This is a genomic window from Pseudomonas sp. LBUM1657 (assembly GCF_059716075.1).
In genome coordinates, this window is the sequence record NZ_CP166799.1 from 824,168 (window position 1) to 844,169 (window position 20,002).

Annotated in this window: 18 protein-coding genes and 2 tRNA genes; 19 read left to right on the forward strand and 1 reads right to left on the reverse strand. The window is 57.6% G+C overall.

Annotation, left to right across the window (positions count from 1 at the left end):
- The first annotated feature begins 2 nt into the window (after positions 1 to 2).
- The 5 genes from dapB (at position 3) to ACA055_RS03715 (ending at position 6,448) form a co-directional block, all read left to right on the forward strand.
- On the forward strand, positions 3 to 806 hold the full coding sequence (gene dapB / locus ACA055_RS03695) for a 4-hydroxy-tetrahydrodipicolinate reductase (RefSeq protein ID WP_497682413.1): 804 nt from the start codon (positions 3 to 5) through the stop codon (positions 804 to 806).
- A 259-nt stretch (positions 807 to 1,065) separates the two neighbouring features.
- A complete protein-coding gene (gene carA, locus ACA055_RS03700; RefSeq protein ID WP_497682414.1) occupies positions 1,066 to 2,202 on the forward strand; it encodes a glutamine-hydrolyzing carbamoyl-phosphate synthase small subunit in 1,137 nt (378 codons plus the stop codon).
- A gap of 118 nt (positions 2,203 to 2,320) precedes the next feature.
- Positions 2,321 to 5,542 (forward strand): carbamoyl-phosphate synthase large subunit, encoded by a 3,222-nt coding sequence (carB, locus tag ACA055_RS03705; protein WP_497682415.1) that lies wholly within the window; start codon positions 2,321 to 2,323, stop codon positions 5,540 to 5,542.
- Positions 5,539 to 6,015: a transcription elongation factor GreA gene (gene greA / locus ACA055_RS03710; protein WP_046045786.1), complete on the forward strand. Its 477-nt coding sequence runs from the start codon at positions 5,539 to 5,541 to the stop codon at positions 6,013 to 6,015. The genes carB and greA overlap by 4 nt, the downstream gene beginning before the upstream one ends.
- Before the next feature lie 28 nt (positions 6,016 to 6,043).
- Positions 6,044 to 6,448: an MFS transporter gene (locus ACA055_RS03715; protein WP_497682416.1), complete on the forward strand. Its 405-nt coding sequence runs from the start codon at positions 6,044 to 6,046 to the stop codon at positions 6,446 to 6,448.
- Between the two features lie 9 nt (positions 6,449 to 6,457).
- Here the strand turns inward: ACA055_RS03715 and ACA055_RS03720 are convergent, their stop codons facing one another.
- A complete protein-coding gene (locus ACA055_RS03720) occupies positions 6,458 to 6,766 on the reverse strand; it encodes a YhbY family RNA-binding protein (protein WP_497682417.1) in 309 nt (102 codons plus the stop codon).
- A 105-nt stretch (positions 6,767 to 6,871) separates the two neighbouring features.
- Here ACA055_RS03720 and rlmE point away from each other — a divergent pair, with 105 nt between their 5' ends.
- The 14 genes from rlmE to rpsO all read left to right on the forward strand — a co-directional run bounded on the left by rlmE (position 6,872) and on the right by rpsO (position 19,872).
- On the forward strand, positions 6,872 to 7,504 hold the full coding sequence (gene rlmE, locus ACA055_RS03725; RefSeq protein ID WP_003177853.1) for a 23S rRNA (uridine(2552)-2'-O)-methyltransferase RlmE: 633 nt from the start codon (positions 6,872 to 6,874) through the stop codon (positions 7,502 to 7,504).
- Positions 7,505 to 7,703: 199 nt separating this feature from the next.
- Positions 7,704 to 9,614: an ATP-dependent zinc metalloprotease FtsH gene (gene ftsH, locus ACA055_RS03730; protein ID WP_497637875.1), complete on the forward strand. Its 1,911-nt coding sequence runs from the start codon at positions 7,704 to 7,706 to the stop codon at positions 9,612 to 9,614.
- Positions 9,615 to 9,622: 8 nt separating this feature from the next.
- Positions 9,623 to 10,474 (forward strand): dihydropteroate synthase, encoded by an 852-nt coding sequence (gene folP / locus ACA055_RS03735; RefSeq protein ID WP_497682418.1) that lies wholly within the window; start codon positions 9,623 to 9,625, stop codon positions 10,472 to 10,474.
- Positions 10,475 to 10,490: 16 nt separating this feature from the next.
- Positions 10,491 to 11,828 carry a phosphoglucosamine mutase gene (gene glmM, locus ACA055_RS03740; protein WP_497682419.1) on the forward strand — a complete coding sequence of 446 codons (1,338 nt, stop codon included), beginning with the start codon at positions 10,491 to 10,493 and terminating at the stop codon, positions 11,826 to 11,828.
- Between the two features lie 66 nt (positions 11,829 to 11,894).
- Positions 11,895 to 12,650: a triose-phosphate isomerase gene (gene tpiA, locus ACA055_RS03745; protein WP_497682420.1), complete on the forward strand. Its 756-nt coding sequence runs from the start codon at positions 11,895 to 11,897 to the stop codon at positions 12,648 to 12,650.
- Between the two features lie 4 nt (positions 12,651 to 12,654).
- Complete coding sequence (secG, locus tag ACA055_RS03750; protein WP_010463489.1) at positions 12,655 to 13,038, forward strand: preprotein translocase subunit SecG; 384 nt, start codon at positions 12,655 to 12,657, stop codon at positions 13,036 to 13,038.
- A 22-nt stretch (positions 13,039 to 13,060) separates the two neighbouring features.
- Positions 13,061 to 13,146, forward strand: a tRNA-Leu gene (locus ACA055_RS03755).
- 96 nt (positions 13,147 to 13,242) lie between these two features.
- Positions 13,243 to 13,319: transfer RNA gene (locus ACA055_RS03760), tRNA-Met, on the forward strand.
- Positions 13,320 to 13,457: 138 nt separating this feature from the next.
- Positions 13,458 to 13,916 (forward strand): ribosome maturation factor RimP, encoded by a 459-nt coding sequence (gene rimP / locus ACA055_RS03765; RefSeq protein WP_010463487.1) that lies wholly within the window; start codon positions 13,458 to 13,460, stop codon positions 13,914 to 13,916.
- 47 nt (positions 13,917 to 13,963) lie between these two features.
- Positions 13,964 to 15,445: a transcription termination factor NusA gene (gene nusA / locus ACA055_RS03770; RefSeq protein ID WP_008024459.1), complete on the forward strand. Its 1,482-nt coding sequence runs from the start codon at positions 13,964 to 13,966 to the stop codon at positions 15,443 to 15,445.
- 27 nt (positions 15,446 to 15,472) lie between these two features.
- The gene (gene infB, locus ACA055_RS03775; protein ID WP_497682421.1) at positions 15,473 to 18,001 is read left to right on the forward strand and encodes a translation initiation factor IF-2; all 2,529 of its coding nucleotides are present in this window, start codon (positions 15,473 to 15,475) and stop codon (positions 17,999 to 18,001) included.
- Positions 18,002 to 18,160: 159 nt separating this feature from the next.
- Complete coding sequence (gene rbfA / locus ACA055_RS03780; RefSeq protein ID WP_008149016.1) at positions 18,161 to 18,562, forward strand: 30S ribosome-binding factor RbfA; 402 nt, start codon at positions 18,161 to 18,163, stop codon at positions 18,560 to 18,562.
- A gap of 3 nt (positions 18,563 to 18,565) precedes the next feature.
- Positions 18,566 to 19,483 (forward strand): tRNA pseudouridine(55) synthase TruB, encoded by a 918-nt coding sequence (truB, locus tag ACA055_RS03785; RefSeq protein ID WP_059403189.1) that lies wholly within the window; start codon positions 18,566 to 18,568, stop codon positions 19,481 to 19,483.
- Positions 19,484 to 19,602: 119 nt separating this feature from the next.
- Positions 19,603 to 19,872: a 30S ribosomal protein S15 gene (rpsO, locus tag ACA055_RS03790; RefSeq protein WP_497682422.1), complete on the forward strand. Its 270-nt coding sequence runs from the start codon at positions 19,603 to 19,605 to the stop codon at positions 19,870 to 19,872.
- The last annotated feature ends 130 nt before the right edge of the window (positions 19,873 to 20,002 follow it).

Here is a 20,002-nt window from a genome sequence, read left to right on the forward strand (position 1 = left end):
GCATGCGACGTATTGCAGTGATGGGCGCCGCCGGGCGCATGGGCAAGACCCTGATCGAAGCCGTGCAACAAACGCCGGGCGCCGGCTTGACGGCGGCGGTGGATCGTCCTGACAGCACGCTGGTCGGCGCGGATGCTGGCGAGCTGGCTGCGCTGGGTCGTATCGGCGTGCCGCTGTCCGGCGATCTGGATCGGGTGGTTGACGAGTTCGACGTGCTGATCGACTTCACGCACCCGACGGTGACCCTGAAGAACCTCGCGTTCTGTCGCAAGCATGGCAAGTCGATGATCATCGGCACTACCGGTTTCAGTGTTGAAGAAAAGCAGTTGCTGGCGGAGGCGGGCAAGGATATTCCAATCGTCTTCGCGGCCAACTTCAGTGTCGGTGTCAACCTGTGCCTGAAGCTGCTCGACACCGCTGCTCGCGTGCTGGGTGATGATGTCGATATCGAAATCACCGAAGCTCACCATCGACATAAAGTCGATGCGCCATCGGGTACTGCCGTGCGGATGGGTGAAGTGATTGCCGATGCGTTGGGTCGCAACCTGAAGGAAGTGGCGGTTTACGGTCGTGAAGGTCAGACCGGTGCCCGTGCTCGTGAAACTATCGGTTTCGCTACCGTACGTGCCGGCGACATCGTCGGTGATCACACCGTGCTGTTTGCTGCCGACGGTGAGCGTGTCGAGATCACGCACAAAGCGTCCAGTCGCATGACCTTCGCCAAGGGCGCAGTACGTGCAGCTTTGTGGCTGGACGGTCGTGAGCCAGGCCTCTACGACATGCAAGACGTGCTCGACCTGCGTTAAGATGCACCCGAAATCGGGTTCAAACACAGCGTTTGAGCCCGGTTTTACTCCGCCAAGCGACGTCCTGTCGCATTCTCCGGCCTTTAAGGCTCATTGGCGGTAGACCAAAAATGCCTTTTTCTGTAAGCTACAGCTTTAGTGTGTCCACTAAAAGCGCGCAGAATTATTCAGTGAAGAAGCGGGGTGACGTGTCCATACGTCACTCCGCTTTTTTACAACCTGCGATCGCCCTTTCAGGCTTTATTTACGGGAGGTCTTCTTGACTAAGCCAGCCATACTCGCCCTTGCTGATGGCAGCATTTTTCGCGGCGAAGCCATTGGAGCCGACGGTCAAACCGTTGGTGAGGTGGTGTTCAACACCGCAATGACCGGCTATCAGGAAATCCTTACCGATCCTTCCTACGCCCAACAGATCGTTACCCTGACTTATCCGCACATCGGCAACACTGGCACCACGCCGGAAGACGCCGAGTCCGACCGTGTCTGGTCCGCTGGCCTGGTCATCCGTGACCTGCCGCTGGTTGCGAGCAACTGGCGCAACACGATGTCCCTGTCCGACTACCTGAAAGCCAACAACGTTGTGGCAATCGCCGGTATCGACACTCGCCGCCTGACACGCATCCTGCGTGAAAAAGGCGCGCAGAACGGCTGCATCATGGCCGGTGACAACATCTCCGAAGAAGCCGCTATTGCCGCCGCCCAGGGCTTCCCTGGCCTCAAGGGCATGGACCTGGCAAAAGTCGTCAGCACCAAAGAGAAGTACGAGTGGCGTTCGACTGTCTGGGACTTGAAAACCGACAGCCACGCGACCATCGACGCCTCCGAGCTGCCGTACCACGTGGTTGCCTACGACTACGGCGTCAAGCTGAACATCCTGCGCATGCTGGTCGAGCGCGGTTGCCGCGTGACCGTGGTGCCTGCACAGACGCCGGCGGCTGAAGCACTGGCTCTGAAGCCGGACGGCGTGTTCCTGTCCAACGGCCCTGGTGACCCGGAGCCTTGCGACTACGCGATCCAGGCCATCAAGGACGTGCTGGAAACCGAGATCCCGGTATTCGGTATCTGCCTCGGCCACCAACTGCTGGCCTTGGCCTCCGGCGCCAAGACCCTGAAAATGGGTCACGGCCACCACGGTGCCAACCACCCGGTCCAGGATCTGGACTCCGGCGTAGTGATGATCACCAGCCAGAACCACGGTTTCGCGGTAGACGAAACCACCTTGCCAGCCAACGTTCGTGCGATCCACAAATCGCTGTTCGACGGCACCCTGCAAGGTATCGAGCGTACCGACAAGAGCGCCTTCAGCTTCCAGGGTCACCCTGAAGCCAGCCCTGGCCCGAACGACGTAGCACCACTGTTCGATCGCTTCATCAACGAAATGGCCAAGCGACGCTAATCGCTCGCCTTGATGTAGCAAAGCTTGAGGGTGGTCCCGAAAACGGTGGCCCCCTCAAGTCTTCAAAGATTGAACAAGACGGCTTGCCGACTGACCTGCGGATTTGAGTGACAAACCCATGCCAAAACGTACAGACATTAAAAGCATCCTGATTCTCGGCGCTGGCCCGATCGTGATCGGCCAGGCCTGCGAATTCGACTACTCCGGCGCCCAGGCCTGTAAAGCCCTGCGCGAGGAGGGTTACCGCGTCATCCTGGTGAACTCCAACCCGGCGACCATCATGACCGACCCGGCCATGGCCGACGCCACCTACATCGAACCGATCAAGTGGCAGACCGTTGCCAAGATCATCGAGAAAGAGCGTCCGGACGCCCTGCTGCCGACCATGGGCGGCCAAACCGCTCTGAACTGCGCACTGGATCTGGAGCGCGAAGGCGTTCTGGAAAAGTTCGGCGTAGAGATGATCGGCGCCAACGCTGACACCATCGACAAGGCTGAAGACCGTTCGCGCTTCGACAAGGCGATGAAATCCATCGGTCTGGACTGCCCGCGTTCGGGTATCGCCCACAGCATGGAAGAGGCCAACGTGGTCCTCGAGAAGCTCGGCTTCCCGTGCATCATCCGTCCGTCCTTCACCATGGGCGGCACCGGCGGCGGTATCGCTTACAACCGTGAAGAATTCGAAGAAATCTGCGCTCGCGGTCTCGACCTGTCGCCAACCAAAGAGCTGCTGATCGACGAATCCCTGATCGGCTGGAAAGAATACGAAATGGAGGTTGTCCGCGATAAGAAGGACAACTGCATCATCGTCTGCTCCATCGAAAACTTTGACCCGATGGGCGTGCACACCGGTGACTCGATCACCGTTGCGCCGGCACAGACCCTGACCGACAAGGAATACCAGATCCTGCGTAACGCCTCCCTGGCGGTACTGCGCGAGATCGGCGTGGAAACCGGCGGCTCCAACGTTCAGTTCGGCATTTGCCCGAACACTGGCCGCATGGTGGTCATCGAGATGAACCCGCGGGTATCCCGCTCTTCGGCCCTGGCGTCGAAAGCCACTGGTTTCCCGATCGCCAAGGTCGCGGCGAAACTGGCGGTCGGTTACACCCTCGACGAGCTGTCGAACGACATCACCGGCGGCAAGACCCCGGCGTCCTTCGAACCGTCCATCGACTATGTCGTGACCAAGCTGCCACGCTTTGCCTTCGAAAAATTCCCGAAAGCCGATGCACGCCTGACCACTCAAATGAAGTCGGTGGGTGAAGTCATGGCCATCGGCCGGACTTTCCAGGAATCCCTGCAGAAAGCCCTGCGCGGTCTGGAAGTGGGCGTTTGCGGTCTGGACGAGAAGCTCGACCTGAGCAACCCGGAAAGCATGAGCGTGCTCAAGCGCGAACTGACCGTGCCGGGCGCCGAGCGTATCTGGTACGTGGCTGACGCCTTCCGCGCTGGCCTGTCGGTCGAAGACATCTTCGGCATGAACATGATCGACCCGTGGTTCCTGGTGCAGATCGAAGATCTGATCAAGGAAGAAGAGAAGGTCAAGACCCTGGGTCTGGCCAGCATCGACCGCGACATGATGTTCAAGCTCAAGCGCAAAGGTTTCTCCGACATGCGTCTGGCCAAGCTGCTGGGCGTGACCGAGAAGAGCCTGCGTCGCCACCGTCACAAACTTGAGGTGTACCCGGTCTACAAGCGCGTTGACACCTGCGCGGCCGAGTTCTCCACCGACACTGCTTACCTCTACTCGACTTACGAGGAAGAGTGTGAAGCCGCGCCGTCGGGCCGCGACAAGATCATGATCCTTGGCGGCGGTCCTAACCGTATCGGCCAGGGCATCGAGTTTGACTACTGCTGCGTACACGCGGCACTGGCTCTGCGCGATGACGGGTACGAGACCATCATGGTCAACTGCAACCCGGAAACCGTTTCCACCGACTACGACACCTCCGATCGCCTGTATTTCGAGCCAGTGACCCTGGAAGACGTACTTGAAATCGTCCGCGTCGAGAAGCCGAAGGGCGTAATCGTCCAGTACGGCGGCCAGACTCCGTTGAAACTGGCGCGTGCCCTGGAAGAAGCCGGCGTGCCGATCATTGGCACCAGCCCCGATGCCATCGATCGTGCCGAAGACCGCGAACGCTTCCAGCAAATGGTTGAGCGTCTGAACCTGCGTCAGCCGCCAAACGCCACCGTGCGCAGCGAAGATGAAGCGATTCGTGCCGCCAGCAAGATCGGCTACCCGTTGGTAGTGCGTCCGTCCTACGTACTGGGCGGTCGGGCGATGGAAATCGTCTACGAAGAAGAAGAGCTCAAGCGCTATCTGCGTGATGCGGTGAAAGTGTCCAACGACAGCCCGGTGCTGCTCGATCACTTCCTCAACTGCGCCATCGAAATGGACGTGGATGCAGTGTGCGACGGCACCGACGTGGTGATCGGCGCGATCATGCAACACATCGAGCAGGCCGGCGTTCACTCCGGTGACTCCGCATGCTCCCTGCCGCCGTACTCGCTGCCTGCGCATATCCAGGACGAGATGCGTGAACAGGTCAAGAAAATGGCCCTGGAACTGGGCGTGGTCGGCCTGATGAACGTTCAGTTGGCGCTGCAAGGCGAAGACATCTACGTCATCGAAGTCAACCCGCGCGCTTCCCGTACCGTACCGTTCGTGTCCAAGTGCATCGGTGTTTCCCTGGCGATGATCGCGGCTCGCGTGATGGCTGGTAAAACCCTGAAGGAAATCGGCTTCACCAAGGAAATCATTCCGAACTTCTACAGCGTGAAAGAGGCGGTGTTCCCGTTCGCCAAATTCCCTGGCGTGGACCCGATCCTGGGCCCAGAAATGAAGTCCACCGGCGAAGTGATGGGCGTGGGCGATACCTTCGGTGAAGCATTCGCCAAGGCCCAGATGGGCGCCAGCGAAGTGTTGCCGACCGGTGGTACTGCGTTCATCAGCGTGCGTGATGACGACAAGCCACTGGTTGCAGGCGTGGCTCGTGATCTGATCAACTTGGGCTTCGAAGTGGTCGCCACTGCCGGTACTGCCAAATTGATCGAAGCCGCAGGCCTGAAAGTGCGCCGTGTGAACAAGGTGACCGAGGGTCGTCCGCACGTGGTCGACATGATCAAAAATGACGAAGTCACCCTGATCATCAACACCACCGAAGGTCGTCAGTCGATCGCTGACTCCTATTCCATTCGTCGTAATGCCTTGCAGCACAAGATTTACTGCACCACAACTATTGCTGCTGGCGAAGCTATCTGCGAAGCGCTGAAGTTCGGTCCCGAGAAGACCGTGCGCCGCTTGCAGGATCTACACGCAGGATTGAAGGCATGATCAAATACCCAATGACCGTCAAGGGCGCCAAAGCCCTTGAAGAGGAACACGCTCACCTGACTAAGGTCGTCCGTCCGAAGCTTAGCCAGGACATCGGCACGGCCCGCGAGTTGGGTGACTTGAAAGAAAACGCCGAATACCACGCCGCTCGCGAGCAGCAAGGTATGGTCGAGGCACGGATTCGTGACATCGAAGGCCGCATGCAGAACGCGGTGATCATCGATGTCACGACCATTCCTCACACCGGCAAAGTGATTTTCGGCACCACCGTTGAAATCGCCAATGTCGAGACTGATGAAAGCGTCACTTACCACATTGTTGGTGAGGATGAGGCTGACTTCAAACTCGGCAAGATTTCGGTCGGTTCTCCGTTGGCTCGCGCCTTGATCGCCAAGGAAGAGGGTGACGTGGTTGCCGTGAAAACGCCTGGCGGCGTTATCGAGTACGAGATTGTCGAAGTTCGCCACATCTAATCGCAGGCGCCCGCTACGTGCGGGCGCCATGCTTTGGCAGTTGACTCAGATGTTGTGGGTCGGCGGCCTGTGGCTGTTACACATTGGTCTGCTGCCGGTGCTGGGCCGAATTGGTTTGGCGCCGCTGCTGATCGACGAAATCGCAGGCATGCTGAATGCGCTGATGGTGGGGTTTGCCGCAGCGTGTGTGATTTTTCAGGCTTTGGTGATAGTTCAGGCCGAGGGCCTTGCCAGTCTATGGCGCGATATTCGCGGACAACTGCTGCTGATGGCGCTGTATGCGTGTGCGATGTATTTCGCGGCTCGCTTCGGCTGGCCAGAGGCGGTGCGCTGGCAGGTGTTCAGCTATCTTGTTCTGGGGTTTTCCGGGCTGGTGCTGGTGTTGCAACCGGTGCCTGGATGGAGTGGCGGGGTGCGCGAAGCACACCCTTGACCCTTGTCATCACTTGAAGCGATGGACGTTCGACAGCTGCTTGTTGACGCTGAAGTTCTTGCGGTAAATCAGTGCCATCTTGCCAATGACTTGAACCAGATCCGCTTTGCCGGCCTTGCAGAGTTCTGCAACGGACGCCAGGCGAGATTCGCGATCGAGGATGTTGAGCTTGATTTTGATCAGCTCGTGATCCGCCAAAGCGCGTTCAAGTTCGGCTAACACACCTTCAGTCAAACCGTTGTCAGCCACAATCAAAACTGGTTTCAGATGGTGGCCAATGGATTTGTACTGTTTCTTCTGCTCTTGAGTGAGCGGCATAATCTGACCCCTGCGTCTGATCTTGTAAAAAGCGGCGGCCAGTTTACCCGAGCGAGTCCGGGACCGCCCAGTTAATCACGACCCGTTTTATTTTCGAGGTGGCCCGTGGCCCGTTCCAAGACAAGCCTTAAGTGGCTGCAAGAGCATTTCAACGACCCATTCGTGAAAATGGCGCAAAAAGACGGGTATCGCTCCCGTGCCAGTTACAAATTGCTGGAGATTCAGGAACGGGATCGTCTGATCCGTCCTGGCATGAGTGTGATCGACCTTGGCGCTGCGCCGGGTGGCTGGTCCCAAGTGACCAGTCGTCTGATTGGTGGGCAAGGCACGTTGATCGCTTCCGACATCCTGGAAATGGACAGTATCCCCGATGTGACCTTCATTCAGGGCGACTTCACCGAGGACGCCGTACTGGCGCAGATTCTCGAAGCGGTTGGAAAAAACGAGGTGGACCTTGTGATTTCCGATATGGCCCCCAATATGAGTGGATTGGCGTCTGTTGATATGCCGCGATCGATGTTCCTGTGCGAGTTGGCATTGGATCTGGCGACTCGGGTGTTGAAGCCAGGTGGTGATTTTTTGATCAAGGTCTTCCAGGGTGAAGGCTTCGATGAGTACCACAAGAGCGTGCGCAAGCAGTTCGAGAAGGTCACGACGCGCAAGCCGAAATCGTCGCGCGACCGTTCCCGAGAGCAGTACCTGCTGGGCCGTGGTTTCCGTGGTCGCAGTGAGGAATAAGAGGTTTTTGACCGGGGTGATAGGTTTTTCGTATTTCGCCCCGTGAGCATTAGCGAATATTGTGTAGAAAGTGTTTCACAAAGGGTTACAGACGGCGCCTGCCAGAGTCGTAGGTAATGTAGTAAGTTAGGCCGGTGAATATCATGCGAAGCGCGCGCCATTAGCGGAGCTTGCTTCAGAGGGTAGTTAATTGAACGATATGGCAAAGAATCTGATCCTGTGGTTGATCATCGCGGCTGTCCTGGTGACAGTGATGAACAACTTCTCCAGCCCTAACGAGCCGCAGACCCTCAACTATTCCGACTTCATCCAGCAGGTCAAGGATGGCAAGGTCGAACGCGTAGCGGTTGATGGCTATGTAATCACCGGTAAGCGCAATGATGGCGACAGCTTCAAGACCATCCGTCCGGCGATTCAGGATAACGGTCTGATCGGCGACCTCGTGGATAACCACGTCGTAGTCGAAGGCAAGCAGCCTGAACAGCAAAGCATCTGGACTCAGCTTCTGGTCGCGAGCTTCCCGATCCTGGTAATCATCGCTGTGTTCATGTTTTTCATGCGGCAGATGCAGGGCGGCGCCGGTGGCAAGGGCGGACCGATGAGCTTCGGCAAGAGCAAGGCGCGCCTGCTCTCCGAAGATCAGGTGAAAACTACCTTGGGTGACGTTGCCGGTTGCGACGAAGCCAAGGAAGAAGTCGGCGAGCTGGTCGAGTTCCTGCGTGATCCGGGCAAGTTCCAGCGCCTGGGCGGTCGCATTCCTCGCGGCGTGCTGATGGTCGGCCCTCCGGGTACCGGTAAAACCTTGCTGGCCAAGGCGATCGCCGGTGAAGCCAAAGTGCCGTTCTTCACCATTTCCGGTTCCGATTTTGTCGAAATGTTCGTCGGTGTCGGTGCCAGTCGTGTTCGTGACATGTTCGAACAGGCCAAGAAGCACGCTCCTTGCATCATTTTCATCGATGAAATCGACGCCGTCGGTCGCCACCGTGGCGCCGGCATGGGCGGCGGTCACGACGAGCGCGAACAGACTCTCAACCAGTTGCTGGTAGAGATGGACGGCTTCGAAATGAATGACGGCATCATCGTTATTGCTGCCACCAACCGTCCGGACGTACTGGACCCTGCGTTGCTGCGTCCAGGCCGTTTCGACCGTCAGGTCGTGGTCGGTCTGCCGGATATCCGTGGTCGCGAGCAGATTCTCAAGGTCCACATGCGCAAAGTGCCAATGGGTGACGACGTCGCTCCGGCCGTGATCGCTCGTGGTACTCCTGGTTTCTCCGGTGCCGACCTCGCCAACCTGGTAAACGAGGCGTCGTTGTTCGCTGCCCGTGCCGGCAAGCGCATCGTCGAGATGAAAGAGTTCGAACTGGCCAAAGACAAGATCATGATGGGCGCCGAGCGCAAATCCATGGTCATGTCCGAGAAAGAGAAGCAGAACACTGCTTATCACGAAGCGGGCCATGCCATTGTTGGTCGCGTCGTGCCTGAGCATGATCCAGTGTACAAGGTGTCGATCATCCCGCGCGGTCGTGCGTTGGGCGTGACAATGTTCCTCCCGGAAGAAGATCGCTACAGCCTGTCCAAGCGTGCGTTGATCAGTCAGATCTGCTCGCTGTATGGCGGCCGTATTGCTGAAGAAATGACCCTGGGCTTCGATGGCGTCACCACGGGTGCCTCCAACGACATCATGCGTGCCAGTCAGATTGCACGGAACATGGTGACCAAGTGGGGTCTTTCGGAAAAACTCGGTCCATTGATGTACGCCGAAGAAGAGGGCGAAGTGTTCCTCGGTCGTGGCGGCGGTGGTCAGGGTGCGAGCTTCTCCGGTGAGACGGCCAAGCTGATTGACTCCGAAGTTCGTAGCATCATTGATCAGTGCTACGGCACGGCCAAGCAGATCCTCACGGATAACCGTGACAAGCTCGACGCCATGGCTGATGCCTTGATGAAGTACGAGACGATCGATGCCGAGCAGATTGACGACATCATGGCCGGACGTACGCCTCGCGAACCTCGCGACTGGTCTGGCGGCACCGGCACTTCCGGGACACCTCCGGCGGTACAAGGTGAGCGTCCGGAAACACCGATCGGCGGTCCGGCTGCTGACGTTTAAGGTTTGAAATGACTTCTGTTCAGTCCTCAACCCGGTTGCCTTGCGGCAACCGGGTTCTTGATTTGGCCCAGACGCATGTCATGGGTATTCTCAATGTCACTCCCGATTCTTTCTCTGACGGCGGCCAATACAGCCAGCTCGATGCGGCCTTGCGCCACGCCGAAGCCATGGTCGCCGCCGGGGCGACGCTGATCGATGTCGGTGGCGAATCGACCCGGCCTGGTGCCAGGGCGGTTTCGCCGCTAGAAGAGCTGGAGCGTGTTGCTCCGATCGTTGAACGTATCAATCGCGAACTCGATGTGATCATCTCGGTTGATACCTCCACGCCAGCTGTCATGCGCGAAACTGCACGACTTGGTGCGGGGTTGATCAATGACGTGCGTTCGCTGCGACGCGATGGTGCTCTGGATGCGGCAGCGGCCACTGGGCTTCCAGTCTGTTTGATGCATATGCTCGGCGAGCCGGGCGACATGCAGGATAGTCCGCAATACCAGGACGTTACGAAAGAAGTGGGCGAGTTTCTTGCCGAGCGCATGGTTCAGTGCGCATTGGCAGGAATTCCGGCTGAACGGATCATCCTGGATCCGGGCTTTGGCTTCGCCAAAACCTTGCAGCACAATCTAAGCTTGTTCAAACATATGGAAGCGCTGCATGCCTTGGGGCGGCCCTTGTTGGTCGGGGTTTCGCGAAAGAGCATGATTGGACAGGCCTTGAATCGCCAAGTCGGGGAACGGCTGTACGGCGGCCTGGCGCTTGCGGCGCTGGCTTTGTCTAAGGGCGCGCGTATATTGCGCGTCCATGACGTGGCCGAAACCGTCGATGTGGTGCGGATGATTGCCGCAGTAGAATCAGCCGAATAAGAATGATGGAGCGCTTATGACTAAGAAATACTTTGGCACCGACGGGATTCGTGGTCGGGTCGGCGAATACCCGATTACTCCTGAATTCATGCTCAAGCTCGGTTGGGCAGCAGGCATGGCATTCCGTAAAATGGGCGCCTGCAAAGTGCTGGTGGGCAAGGACACTCGGATTTCCGGCTACATGTTCGAATCGGCGCTCGAGGCCGGACTTACTTCGGCGGGTGCCGACGTGATGCTCCTGGGCCCGATGCCGACACCGGCCATCGCCTATCTGACGCGGACCTTCCATGCCGAAGCAGGGATCGTGATCAGTGCCTCGCACAATCCTCACGATGACAACGGCATCAAGTTTTTCTCCGGTAAGGGCACCAAGCTTCCGGATGAAGTCGAGCATATGATCGAAGAATTGCTCGACACCCCGATGACCGTGGTTGAGTCGAGCAAAATCGGCAAGGTATCGCGCATCAACGATGCTTCGGGCCGATACATCGAATTCTGCAAGAGCAGCGTCCCGACCGGCACCAGTTTCGCGGGCCTGAAGATCGTGATCGATTGCGCCCACGGTGCGACCTACAAGGTGGCACCTAGCGTGTTCCGTGAGTTGGGTGCTGATGTCGTCGTACTGTCGGCGCAACCAAACGGATTGAATATCAACGACAATTGCGGTTCGACCCATATGGGGCAGCTGCAGGCTGCTGTTCTGGCCGAGCACGCCGATCTGGGCATCGCGTTCGACGGTGATGGCGATCGGGTCCTGATGGTGGATCACACCGGAGCCATCGTCGATGGTGACGAGCTGCTGTTCATCATCGCTCGCGATCTGCATGAGCGTGGCAAGTTGCATGGCGGTGTGGTTGGTACGCTGATGAGTAATCTGGGGCTGGAACTGGCCCTGGCGGATCTGGCGATTCCATTTGTGCGCGCCAACGTCGGCGACCGCTACGTGATCGCTGACCTGCTAGAGCGCAATTGGTTGGTGGGTGGTGAGAACTCGGGGCATATCGTCTGCTTCAATCACACTACTACCGGTGATGCCATCATCGCGGCTCTACAAGTACTGATGGCACTGAAGACCCGTTCCGAAGGGCTGGCTCAATGCCGTCAGGCTTTACGCAAATGCCCTCAGGTGCTGATTAATGTGCGTTTCGGCGGTGGGGCTAGCCCTCTCGATCATCCGTCGGTGAAAGAGGCCAGCGAGCGCGTTACCAATGCCATGGCTGGTCGTGGGCGCGTGCTGTTGCGCAAGTCCGGGACGGAGCCGTTGGTTCGTGTGATGGTCGAAGGCGAAGACGAAACACAGGTTCGCGGTTACGCCGAAGAGCTGGCAAAACTGGTTACTGAAGTTTCTGCCTGATTTCGGCTTGCCAGCCATGATTGTGTTGGGTAACATCTGCGCCCACTTTGACCGACGAGGTACAGCATGCGTCGCCCTATGGTAGCTGGTAACTGGAAGATGCACGGTACCCGCGCCAGCGTCGCTGAGCTGATCAAGGGCTTGCGTAATCTGGCCTTGCCGAGCGGTGTTGATGTAGCGGTATTCCCGTCTTTCTTGCATGTCAATCAAGTGATTGACGGTCTGGAAGGCAAGTCGATCAAGGTCGGCGCGCAGAACGCTGCGGTGGAATCCAAGCAAGGTGCGTTGACCGGTGAGGTTGCGCCGAGTCAGCTGGCTGATGAAGGTTGCTCCCTGGTGCTCGTCGGGCATTCCGAGCGCCGCCAGGTCATCGGCGAGAATGATGAAACACTCATTCGCAAGTTCGCGGCGGCTCAGGCGTGTGGCTTGATTCCGGTGTTGTGCATAGGGGAAACCCTTGAGCAGCGTGAGGCCGGTATGACTCTTGAGGTTGTCGGGCATCAGCTGGGCAGCGTCATAGAGAAGCTGGGTGTTGGTGTTTTTGCAAAGGCAGTAATCGCTTACGAGCCGGTCTGGGCCATTGGTACCGGGCTGACTGCTTCGCCGCAACAAGCGCAGGATGTGCATGCAGCCATTCGCGCTCAGTTGGCGGCAGAGAATTCTGAAATCGCACAAGGTGTGCGGCTTCTATACGGCGGCAGCGTGAAGGCGGCCAATGCGGTCGAACTGTTCGGCATGCCGGATATCGATGGGGGGCTCATTGGTGGAGCTTCCCTGAATGCAGATGAGTTCGGTGCGATCTGTCGCGCCGCGGGAAACTGAAAAAATGCTGGAAACAGTCGTAGTCGTTTTTCATCTGCTGGGTGCATTGGGCGTAGTTGCTCTGGTATTGCTGCAGCAGGGTAAAGGTGCGGATGCTGGCGCGTCTTTCGGAGCAGGTGCTTCAAATACTGTGTTCGGAAGCCAAGGTTCCTCTACCTTTCTTAGTAAGTTTACTGCTATACTTGCCGCCGGTTTCTTCATAACCAGCTTGGGGTTAGGTTACTTTGCTAAAGAGAAGGCTCAACAGCTGACTCAAGTAGGTTTACCAAATCCGGCAGTGTTGGAAGTTCCAAAGCAGCAACCGGCTTCTGATGATGTCCCGGTGCTTCAAGAGCAAAAGTCGGCTACTCCAGCGACTGACGTGCCTCCAGCTCAAGAGCAAAAGTAAGAAGGGTTTCAAACGTAGTATTGCCGAGGTGGTGGAATTGGTAGACACGCAACCTTGAGGTGGTTGTGCCCATAGGGTGTAGGGGTTCGAGTCCCCTTCTCGGTACCAATTATCAGGAAAGCCCGCTGTTGCGGGCTTTCTTGTAGGTGGAAGGTTACATTGACCCTGTCAGGGATCGGTCGTATACTTCCGCCCCAGCTTTGTCGCGGGGTGGAGCAGTCTGGTAGCTCGTCGGGCTCATAACCCGAAGGTCGTCGGTTCAAATCCGGCCCCCGCAACCAGTTTAAGGAGCCCCTTTTAAGGGGCTTTTTGTTAGCTGGACACTTTCAACGCCGCTATTCGACGGCGTTTCAAGGATGGGCGTTTCGCCCATTTTTTTATTTTGCACAGCATGCACATACATGCACGAGGGGGTTCAGGTGTCGAGCAAGCTAGAAGAGTTGCAGGCCTTGCTGGCCCCGGTGGTCGTGGCCCTGGGCTATGAATGCTGGGGTATTGAGTTTTCGGCTCAAGGTCGCCACTCAATGTTGCGCGTTTATATTGATAAAGAAGGCGGAGTGCTGGTGGACGATTGTGCCATCGTCAGCCGCCAGATCAGCGGTGTCCTGGATGTTGAAGATCCAATCGCCGTTGAATACACCCTTGAAGTTTCCTCGCCTGGCATGGAACGCCCACTGTTCACTATTGAGCAGTTTGCAAAATTTGCCGGTGAACAAGTGAAGATCAAGCTGCGCTCGCCTTTCGAAGGACGACGCAACTTTCAGGGCCTTCTGCGCGGTGTAGAAGAGCAGGACGTCGTGGTGCAGGTTGAAGACCATGAGTTCCTGTTGCCGATCGATATGATCGACAAGGCCAACATTATTCCCAGTTTTGACTGAGACGCGGATCCCGCGGATCCAATGGCTTGCGAAAGGCGAGGCGTACGATGAGCAAAGAAGTACTGCTGGTTGTTGAGTCGGTATCCAATGAAAAGGGCGTACCGGCAAACGTAATTTTTGAAGCGCTGGAGCTGGCTCTGGCCACTGCTACCAAAAAGCGTTTCGAAGACGAAGTCGATCTGCGTGTGGAAATCAATCGCCACACCGGTGCTTATGAGACATTCCGTCGCTGGACGGTCGTCGAAGAAGCAGACCTGGACGATCCGGCCATCGAAACATGGCCGAGCAAGGTTGCAGAAACGCATCCTGGCGCCCAGGTTGGCGATGTCGTCGAAGAAAAAATCGAATCCATCGAGTTCGGTCGCATCGCTGCACAGACTGCCAAGCAAGTCATCGTGCAGAAAGTGCGCGAAGCCGAGCGTGCTCAAGTCGTTGATGCCTATCGCGAGCGCCTGGGGGAAATTATCTCCGGCACCGTGAAGAAAGTGACCCGCGACAACGTGATCGTCGACTTGGGCAACAACGCTGAAGCGTTGCTGGCTCGTGAAGACATCATTTCTCGCGAAACCTTCCGGGTTGGCGTGCGTCTGCGTGCGCTGCTCAAGGAAATCCGCACCGAGAACCGCGGCCCGCAGCTGATCTTGTCGCGTACCGCGCCGGAAATGCTGATCGAGTTGTTCCGCATCGAAGTGCCAGAAATCGCTGAAGGCCTGATCGAAGTAATGGCTGCATCCCGTGACCCGGGTTCGCGCGCCAAGATCGCGGTCCGCTCCAAGGACAAACGCATTGACCCGCAGGGCGCTTGCATCGGTATGCGCGGTTCGCGCGTCCAGGCAGTGTCGGGTGAGTTGGGCGGTGAGCGTGTGGATATCGTCCTGTGGGACGACAACCCGGCTCAGTTCGTGATCAATGCAATGTCGCCCGCTGAAGTGGCGGCAATTATCGTTGACGAAGATGCCCATGCAATGGACATCGCCGTTGGCGCAGACAATCTGGCTCAGGCCATCGGTCGCGGTGGTCAGAACGTGCGTCTGGCTAGCCAGTTGACTGGCTGGACCCTGAACGTGATGACCGAATCGGACATCCAGGCTAAGCAGCAAGCAGAAACCGGCGACATCCTGCGCAACTTCATCGACGAGCTGGAAGTCGACGAAGACCTGGCACAGGTGCTGGTAGATGAAGGCTTCACCAGCCTGGAAGAGATTGCCTACGTACCGTTGGAAGAAATGCTCAACATCGACGGCTTTGACGAAGAAACCGTCAACGAGCTTCGCGCTCGCGCCAAGGATCGTTTGTTGACCAAAGCCATCGCTACTGAGGAAAAGCTGGCAGACGCCCATCCGGCCGAAGACCTGCTCTCGCTTGAGGGTATGGACAAGGATTTGGCGATGGAACTGGCGGTGCGCGGCGTAATTACCCGCGAAGACCTGGCCGAGCAGTCTATTGACGATCTGCTCGACATCGACGGCATTGACGATGATCGTGCCGGCAAGTTGATCATGGCCGCCCGAGCCCACTGGTTCGAGTAATTAGGCGCGGCCTGAGGAGAGAAGTGCATGACGCAAGTCACGGTGAAACAACTGGCCGATGAGGTCAAAACACCGGTAGAGCGCCTGTTGCAGCAGATGCGTGAGGCAGGTCTGCCGCACACCGCCGCCGATGAAGGTGTGAGCGATAGTGAGAAGCAGTCTTTGCTGACTCACTTGAAGAGCAGCCACAAGGCGAAAGTGGAAGAACCGCGCAAGATTACATTGCAGCGCAAAACCACCAGCACCCTGCGTGTTGCTGGCAGCAAAAGCATCAGCGTTGAAGTACGCAAGAAGAAAGTCTTCGTACAGCGCAGCCCGGAAGAAATCGAAGCCGAGCGCAAACGCGAACTGGAAGAACGTCGCGCAGTAGAAAATGCTGCTCGTCAGAAGGCTGAAGAAGAAGCCAAGCGTCGCGCCGAAGAAGAAGCGCGTCGCCAGCCTGCTGCTGCGCAAAACGCTACTAACGACGCTGTTGCAGCGCCTGTTGCGGTTGCCGAGCCAGTGCGTGAAAGCGCTCCGGTTGTCGCGGCTGCACCGGCACCTTCTGCTGACGTTCGCAACAAGCAGAACGAACAGCGCCGTCCGGACAAACCACGTGCCGACGATAACAATCGTCGTGGCAGTGGCGATGGTGAGCGCAAAAACGCTCCGCATCGTGCTTCGGTCAAAGAGAAGGCTCCTGCTCCACGCGTTGCCCCACGTACTACCGACGAAGAAAGCGATGGCTTCCGTCGTGGTGGTCGCGGCAAGGCCAAGCTGAAGAAACGCAACGCTCACGGTTTCCAGAGCCCAACCGGCCCTGTAGTGCGCGAAGTGAAGATCGGCGAGACCATCACTGTTGGCGATCTCGCCCAGCAGATGTCGGTCAAGGCAGCTGAAATCATCAAGTTCATGTTCAAACTGGGTACCCCAGCGACCATCAACCAGGTACTGGATCAGGAAACTGCCCAACTGGTTGCCGAAGAGCTGGGCCACAAAGTGACCCTGGTCAGCGACACCGCCCTGGAAGATTCCCTGGCCGAGTCCCTGAAGTTTGAAGGTGAAGCGTTCTCCCGTGCACCAGTCGTGACCGTAATGGGCCACGTTGACCACGGTAAGACCTCGCTGCTCGACTACATCCGTCGTGCCAAGGTAGCCGCTGGCGAAGCCGGTGGTATTACTCAGCACATCGGTGCGTACCACGTTGAAACCGAACGCGGCATGGTCACCTTCCTCGACACCCCTGGTCACGCCGCGTTTACCGCAATGCGTGCCCGTGGTGCCAAGGCGACCGATATCGTGATCCTGGTGGTTGCAGCGGACGACGGCGTAATGCCGCAGACCGTTGAAGCCGTTCAGCACGCCAAGGCTGCCGGTGTTCCGCTGGTTGTTGCAGTGAACAAAATCGACAAGCCGGGCGCCGATCTCGATCGCATCCGTAGCGAACTGTCGGTTCACGGCGTGACTTCGGAAGAGTGGGGCGGCGACACCCCGTTCGTATCGGTTTCGGCGAAAGTCGGTACCGGCGTGGACGAGTTGCTCGAAGCTGTTCTGCTGCAAGCTGAAGTTCTCGAACTGAAAGCGACTCCATCGGCTCCTGGTCGTGGCGTTGTGGTTGAATCGCGTCTCGACAAAGGTCGTGGCCCGGTTGCAACCGTTCTGGTTCAAGACGGTACCTTGCGCCAAGGCGACATGGTACTGGTCGGTTCGAACTATGGCCGCGTTCGCGCCATGCTCGACGAGAACGGCAAACCAATCAAGGAAGCCGGTCCTTCCATCCCTGTCGAGATCCTCGGCCTGGACGGTACTCCGGACGCTGGCGACGAGATGAGTGTGGTTGCCGACGAGAAGAAAGCCCGTGAAGTGGCTCTGTTCCGTCAAGGCAAGTTCCGCGAAGTCAAACTGGCCCGTGCTCACGCCGGCAAGCTTGAAAACATCTTCGAAAACATGGGTCAGGAAGAGAAGAAGACGCTCAACATCGTCCTCAAATCCGACGTCCGTGGTTCGTTGGAAGCGTTGAACGGTGCCTTGAACGGCCTGGGTAACGACGAAGTGCAAGTGCGTGTTGTCGGTGGCGGTGTCGGTGGTATCACCGAATCCGACGCCAACCTGGCACTGGCTTCCAACGCTGTACTGTTTGGCTTCAACGTGCGTGCCGATGCTGGCGCTCGCAAGATCGTCGAGCAGGAAGGTCTGGATATGCGTTACTACAACGTGATCTACGACATCATCGAAGACGTCAAGAAAGCCCTCACCGGTATGCTGGGCAGCGATGTTCGCGAGAACATCCTGGGTACCGCTGAAGTGCGTGACGTGTTCCGTTCGCCGAAGTTTGGCGCGATCGCCGGTTGCATGGTTATCGAAGGTGTTGTTCACCGTAACCGTCCAATCCGTGTACTGCGTGAAGACATCGTTATCTTCGAAGGCGAGCTGGAATCCCTGCGCCGCTTCAAAGATGACGCTTCCGAAGTACGTGCCGGCATGGAATGCGGTATCGGCGTGAAGAGCTACAACGACGTCAAGGTCGGTGACAAGATCGAAGTCTTCGAGAAGGTTCAGGTTGCTCGCAGCCTCTAACTCGCGCACTTCAAGGGCCACGGTGAGCCGCCGCATGCAAGTGCGCGGCACAGCGTCAGGACTCTAAACGCAACGCCCGGTCTGGCTTTTGTCAGGCCGGGCGTTTGCCGCTTTCAGACCCCTCGGGTTTCACCGTGGGGCAGTAACAGGTAACAAGACATGGCAAAAGAATACAGCCGTACCCAACGTATCGGCGATCAGATGCAGCGTGAGCTGGCACAGCTGATCCGTCGTGAAGTCAAAGACCCGCGCGTCGGCCTGGTCACCATTACCGCTGTTGAAGTCAGCCGTGACGTCGGTCACGCCAAGATCTTCATCACCGTGATGGGGCAGGACAACGCCGAAGACATCGCGCAAAGCATCAAGGTGCTCAACTCTGCCGCCGGTTTCCTGCGCATGCAGTTGGCTCGTGAAATGAAGTTGCGCAGCGTTCCGCAGTTGCACTTCCACTACGACGAAAGCGTCGTGCGTGGCGCGCACCTGTCGGCACTGATCGAGCGTGCGGTGGCTGAAGACAATCAGCACCCGGTAGCGGCTGAAGCCGAAGACACCAAGGAGTAATCGGTGGCTCAGGTCAAACGTATCCGTCGTAACGTCAGCGGTATCATCCTGCTCGACAAGCCGCTGGGGTTCACCTCAAACGCTGCGTTGCAGAAGGTCCGCTGGTTGCTGAATGCCGAGAAGGCCGGGCACACCGGCAGTCTCGACCCGCTGGCCACCGGCGTGCTGCCGTTGTGCTTCGGTGAGGCCACCAAGTTCTCGCAATACCTGCTCGATTCCGACAAGGCTTATGAAACCCTGGCGCAGCTGGGCAAAACCACCACCACGGCGGATGCCGAAGGTGAAGTTTTGCAGGAGCGCCCGGTGACCGTTGGTCGCGTCGATGTTGAGGCTGTGCTGCCGAATTTTCGTGGTCAAATCAGTCAGATACCGCCGATGTACTCCGCTCTCAAGCGTGATGGCCAGCCGCTGTACAAGCTTGCCCGAGCCGGCGAAGTAGTGGAGCGCGAACCGCGTTCTGTTACTATTGCGCGCTTGGAATTACTGGCCTTTGAAGGTGATACTGCGCGGCTTGCGGTGGATTGCAGCAAAGGCACCTATATCCGTACCCTGGTGGAGGATATCGGTGAGCAACTCGGTTGTGGCGCTTACGTTGCTGAACTGCGACGTACCCAGGCCGGGCCTTTCACCCTTGCGCAGACTGTCACGCTTGAAGAGTTGGAAGCAGTACATGCCGAAGGCGGCAACGAAGCGGTCGATCGCTTCCTGATGCCATCGGACAGCGGCCTGCTGGATTGGCCACTGTTGCAGTTCTCGGAGCACAGTTCGTTCTACTGGCTTAACGGCCAACCGGTACGAGCCCCGGATGCACCGAAGTTCGGCATGGTACGTGTACAGGATCACAACGGTCGCTTCATCGGTATCGGTGAAGTGAGCGAAGACGGGCGGATCGCGCCACGTCGACTGATTCGGTCAGAATGACCGGACGAGGGTGGCTGTTAACAGGCACGGTCACTTCCTCATTTTATAGATACAGGGATTTGTCCCTGGCCTGTTGAAGCTGTTTTTCTGAAACAGTTTCCTGATAAAAGGATTGCCTCATGGCTCTCGACGTTCAAGAAAAAGCTCAAATCGTTGCCGACTACCAGCAAGCTGTTGGTGACACTGGTTCGCCAGAAGTGCAAGTTGCACTGCTGACCGCCAACATCAACAAACTGCAAGGTCACTTCAAGATCAACGGTAAAGATCACCACTCCCGTCGTGGTCTGATCCGCATGGTAAACCAGCGTCGTAAGCTGCTGGACTACCTGAAAGGCAAAGACGTGAGCCGTTACAGCGCTCTGATCGGTCGCCTGGGTCTGCGTCGCTAATAAGCGATTGCGCTATGAGGTTGGTTGTTTGCTGTGCGTCAGCGGGTTTCCCGCAGGCGCATGGCAGGCTCCCAGCCTCAAGTTTTATCTGCAACATCAGTTTTGCCAGGACAATACAAGCCGGGCCGAT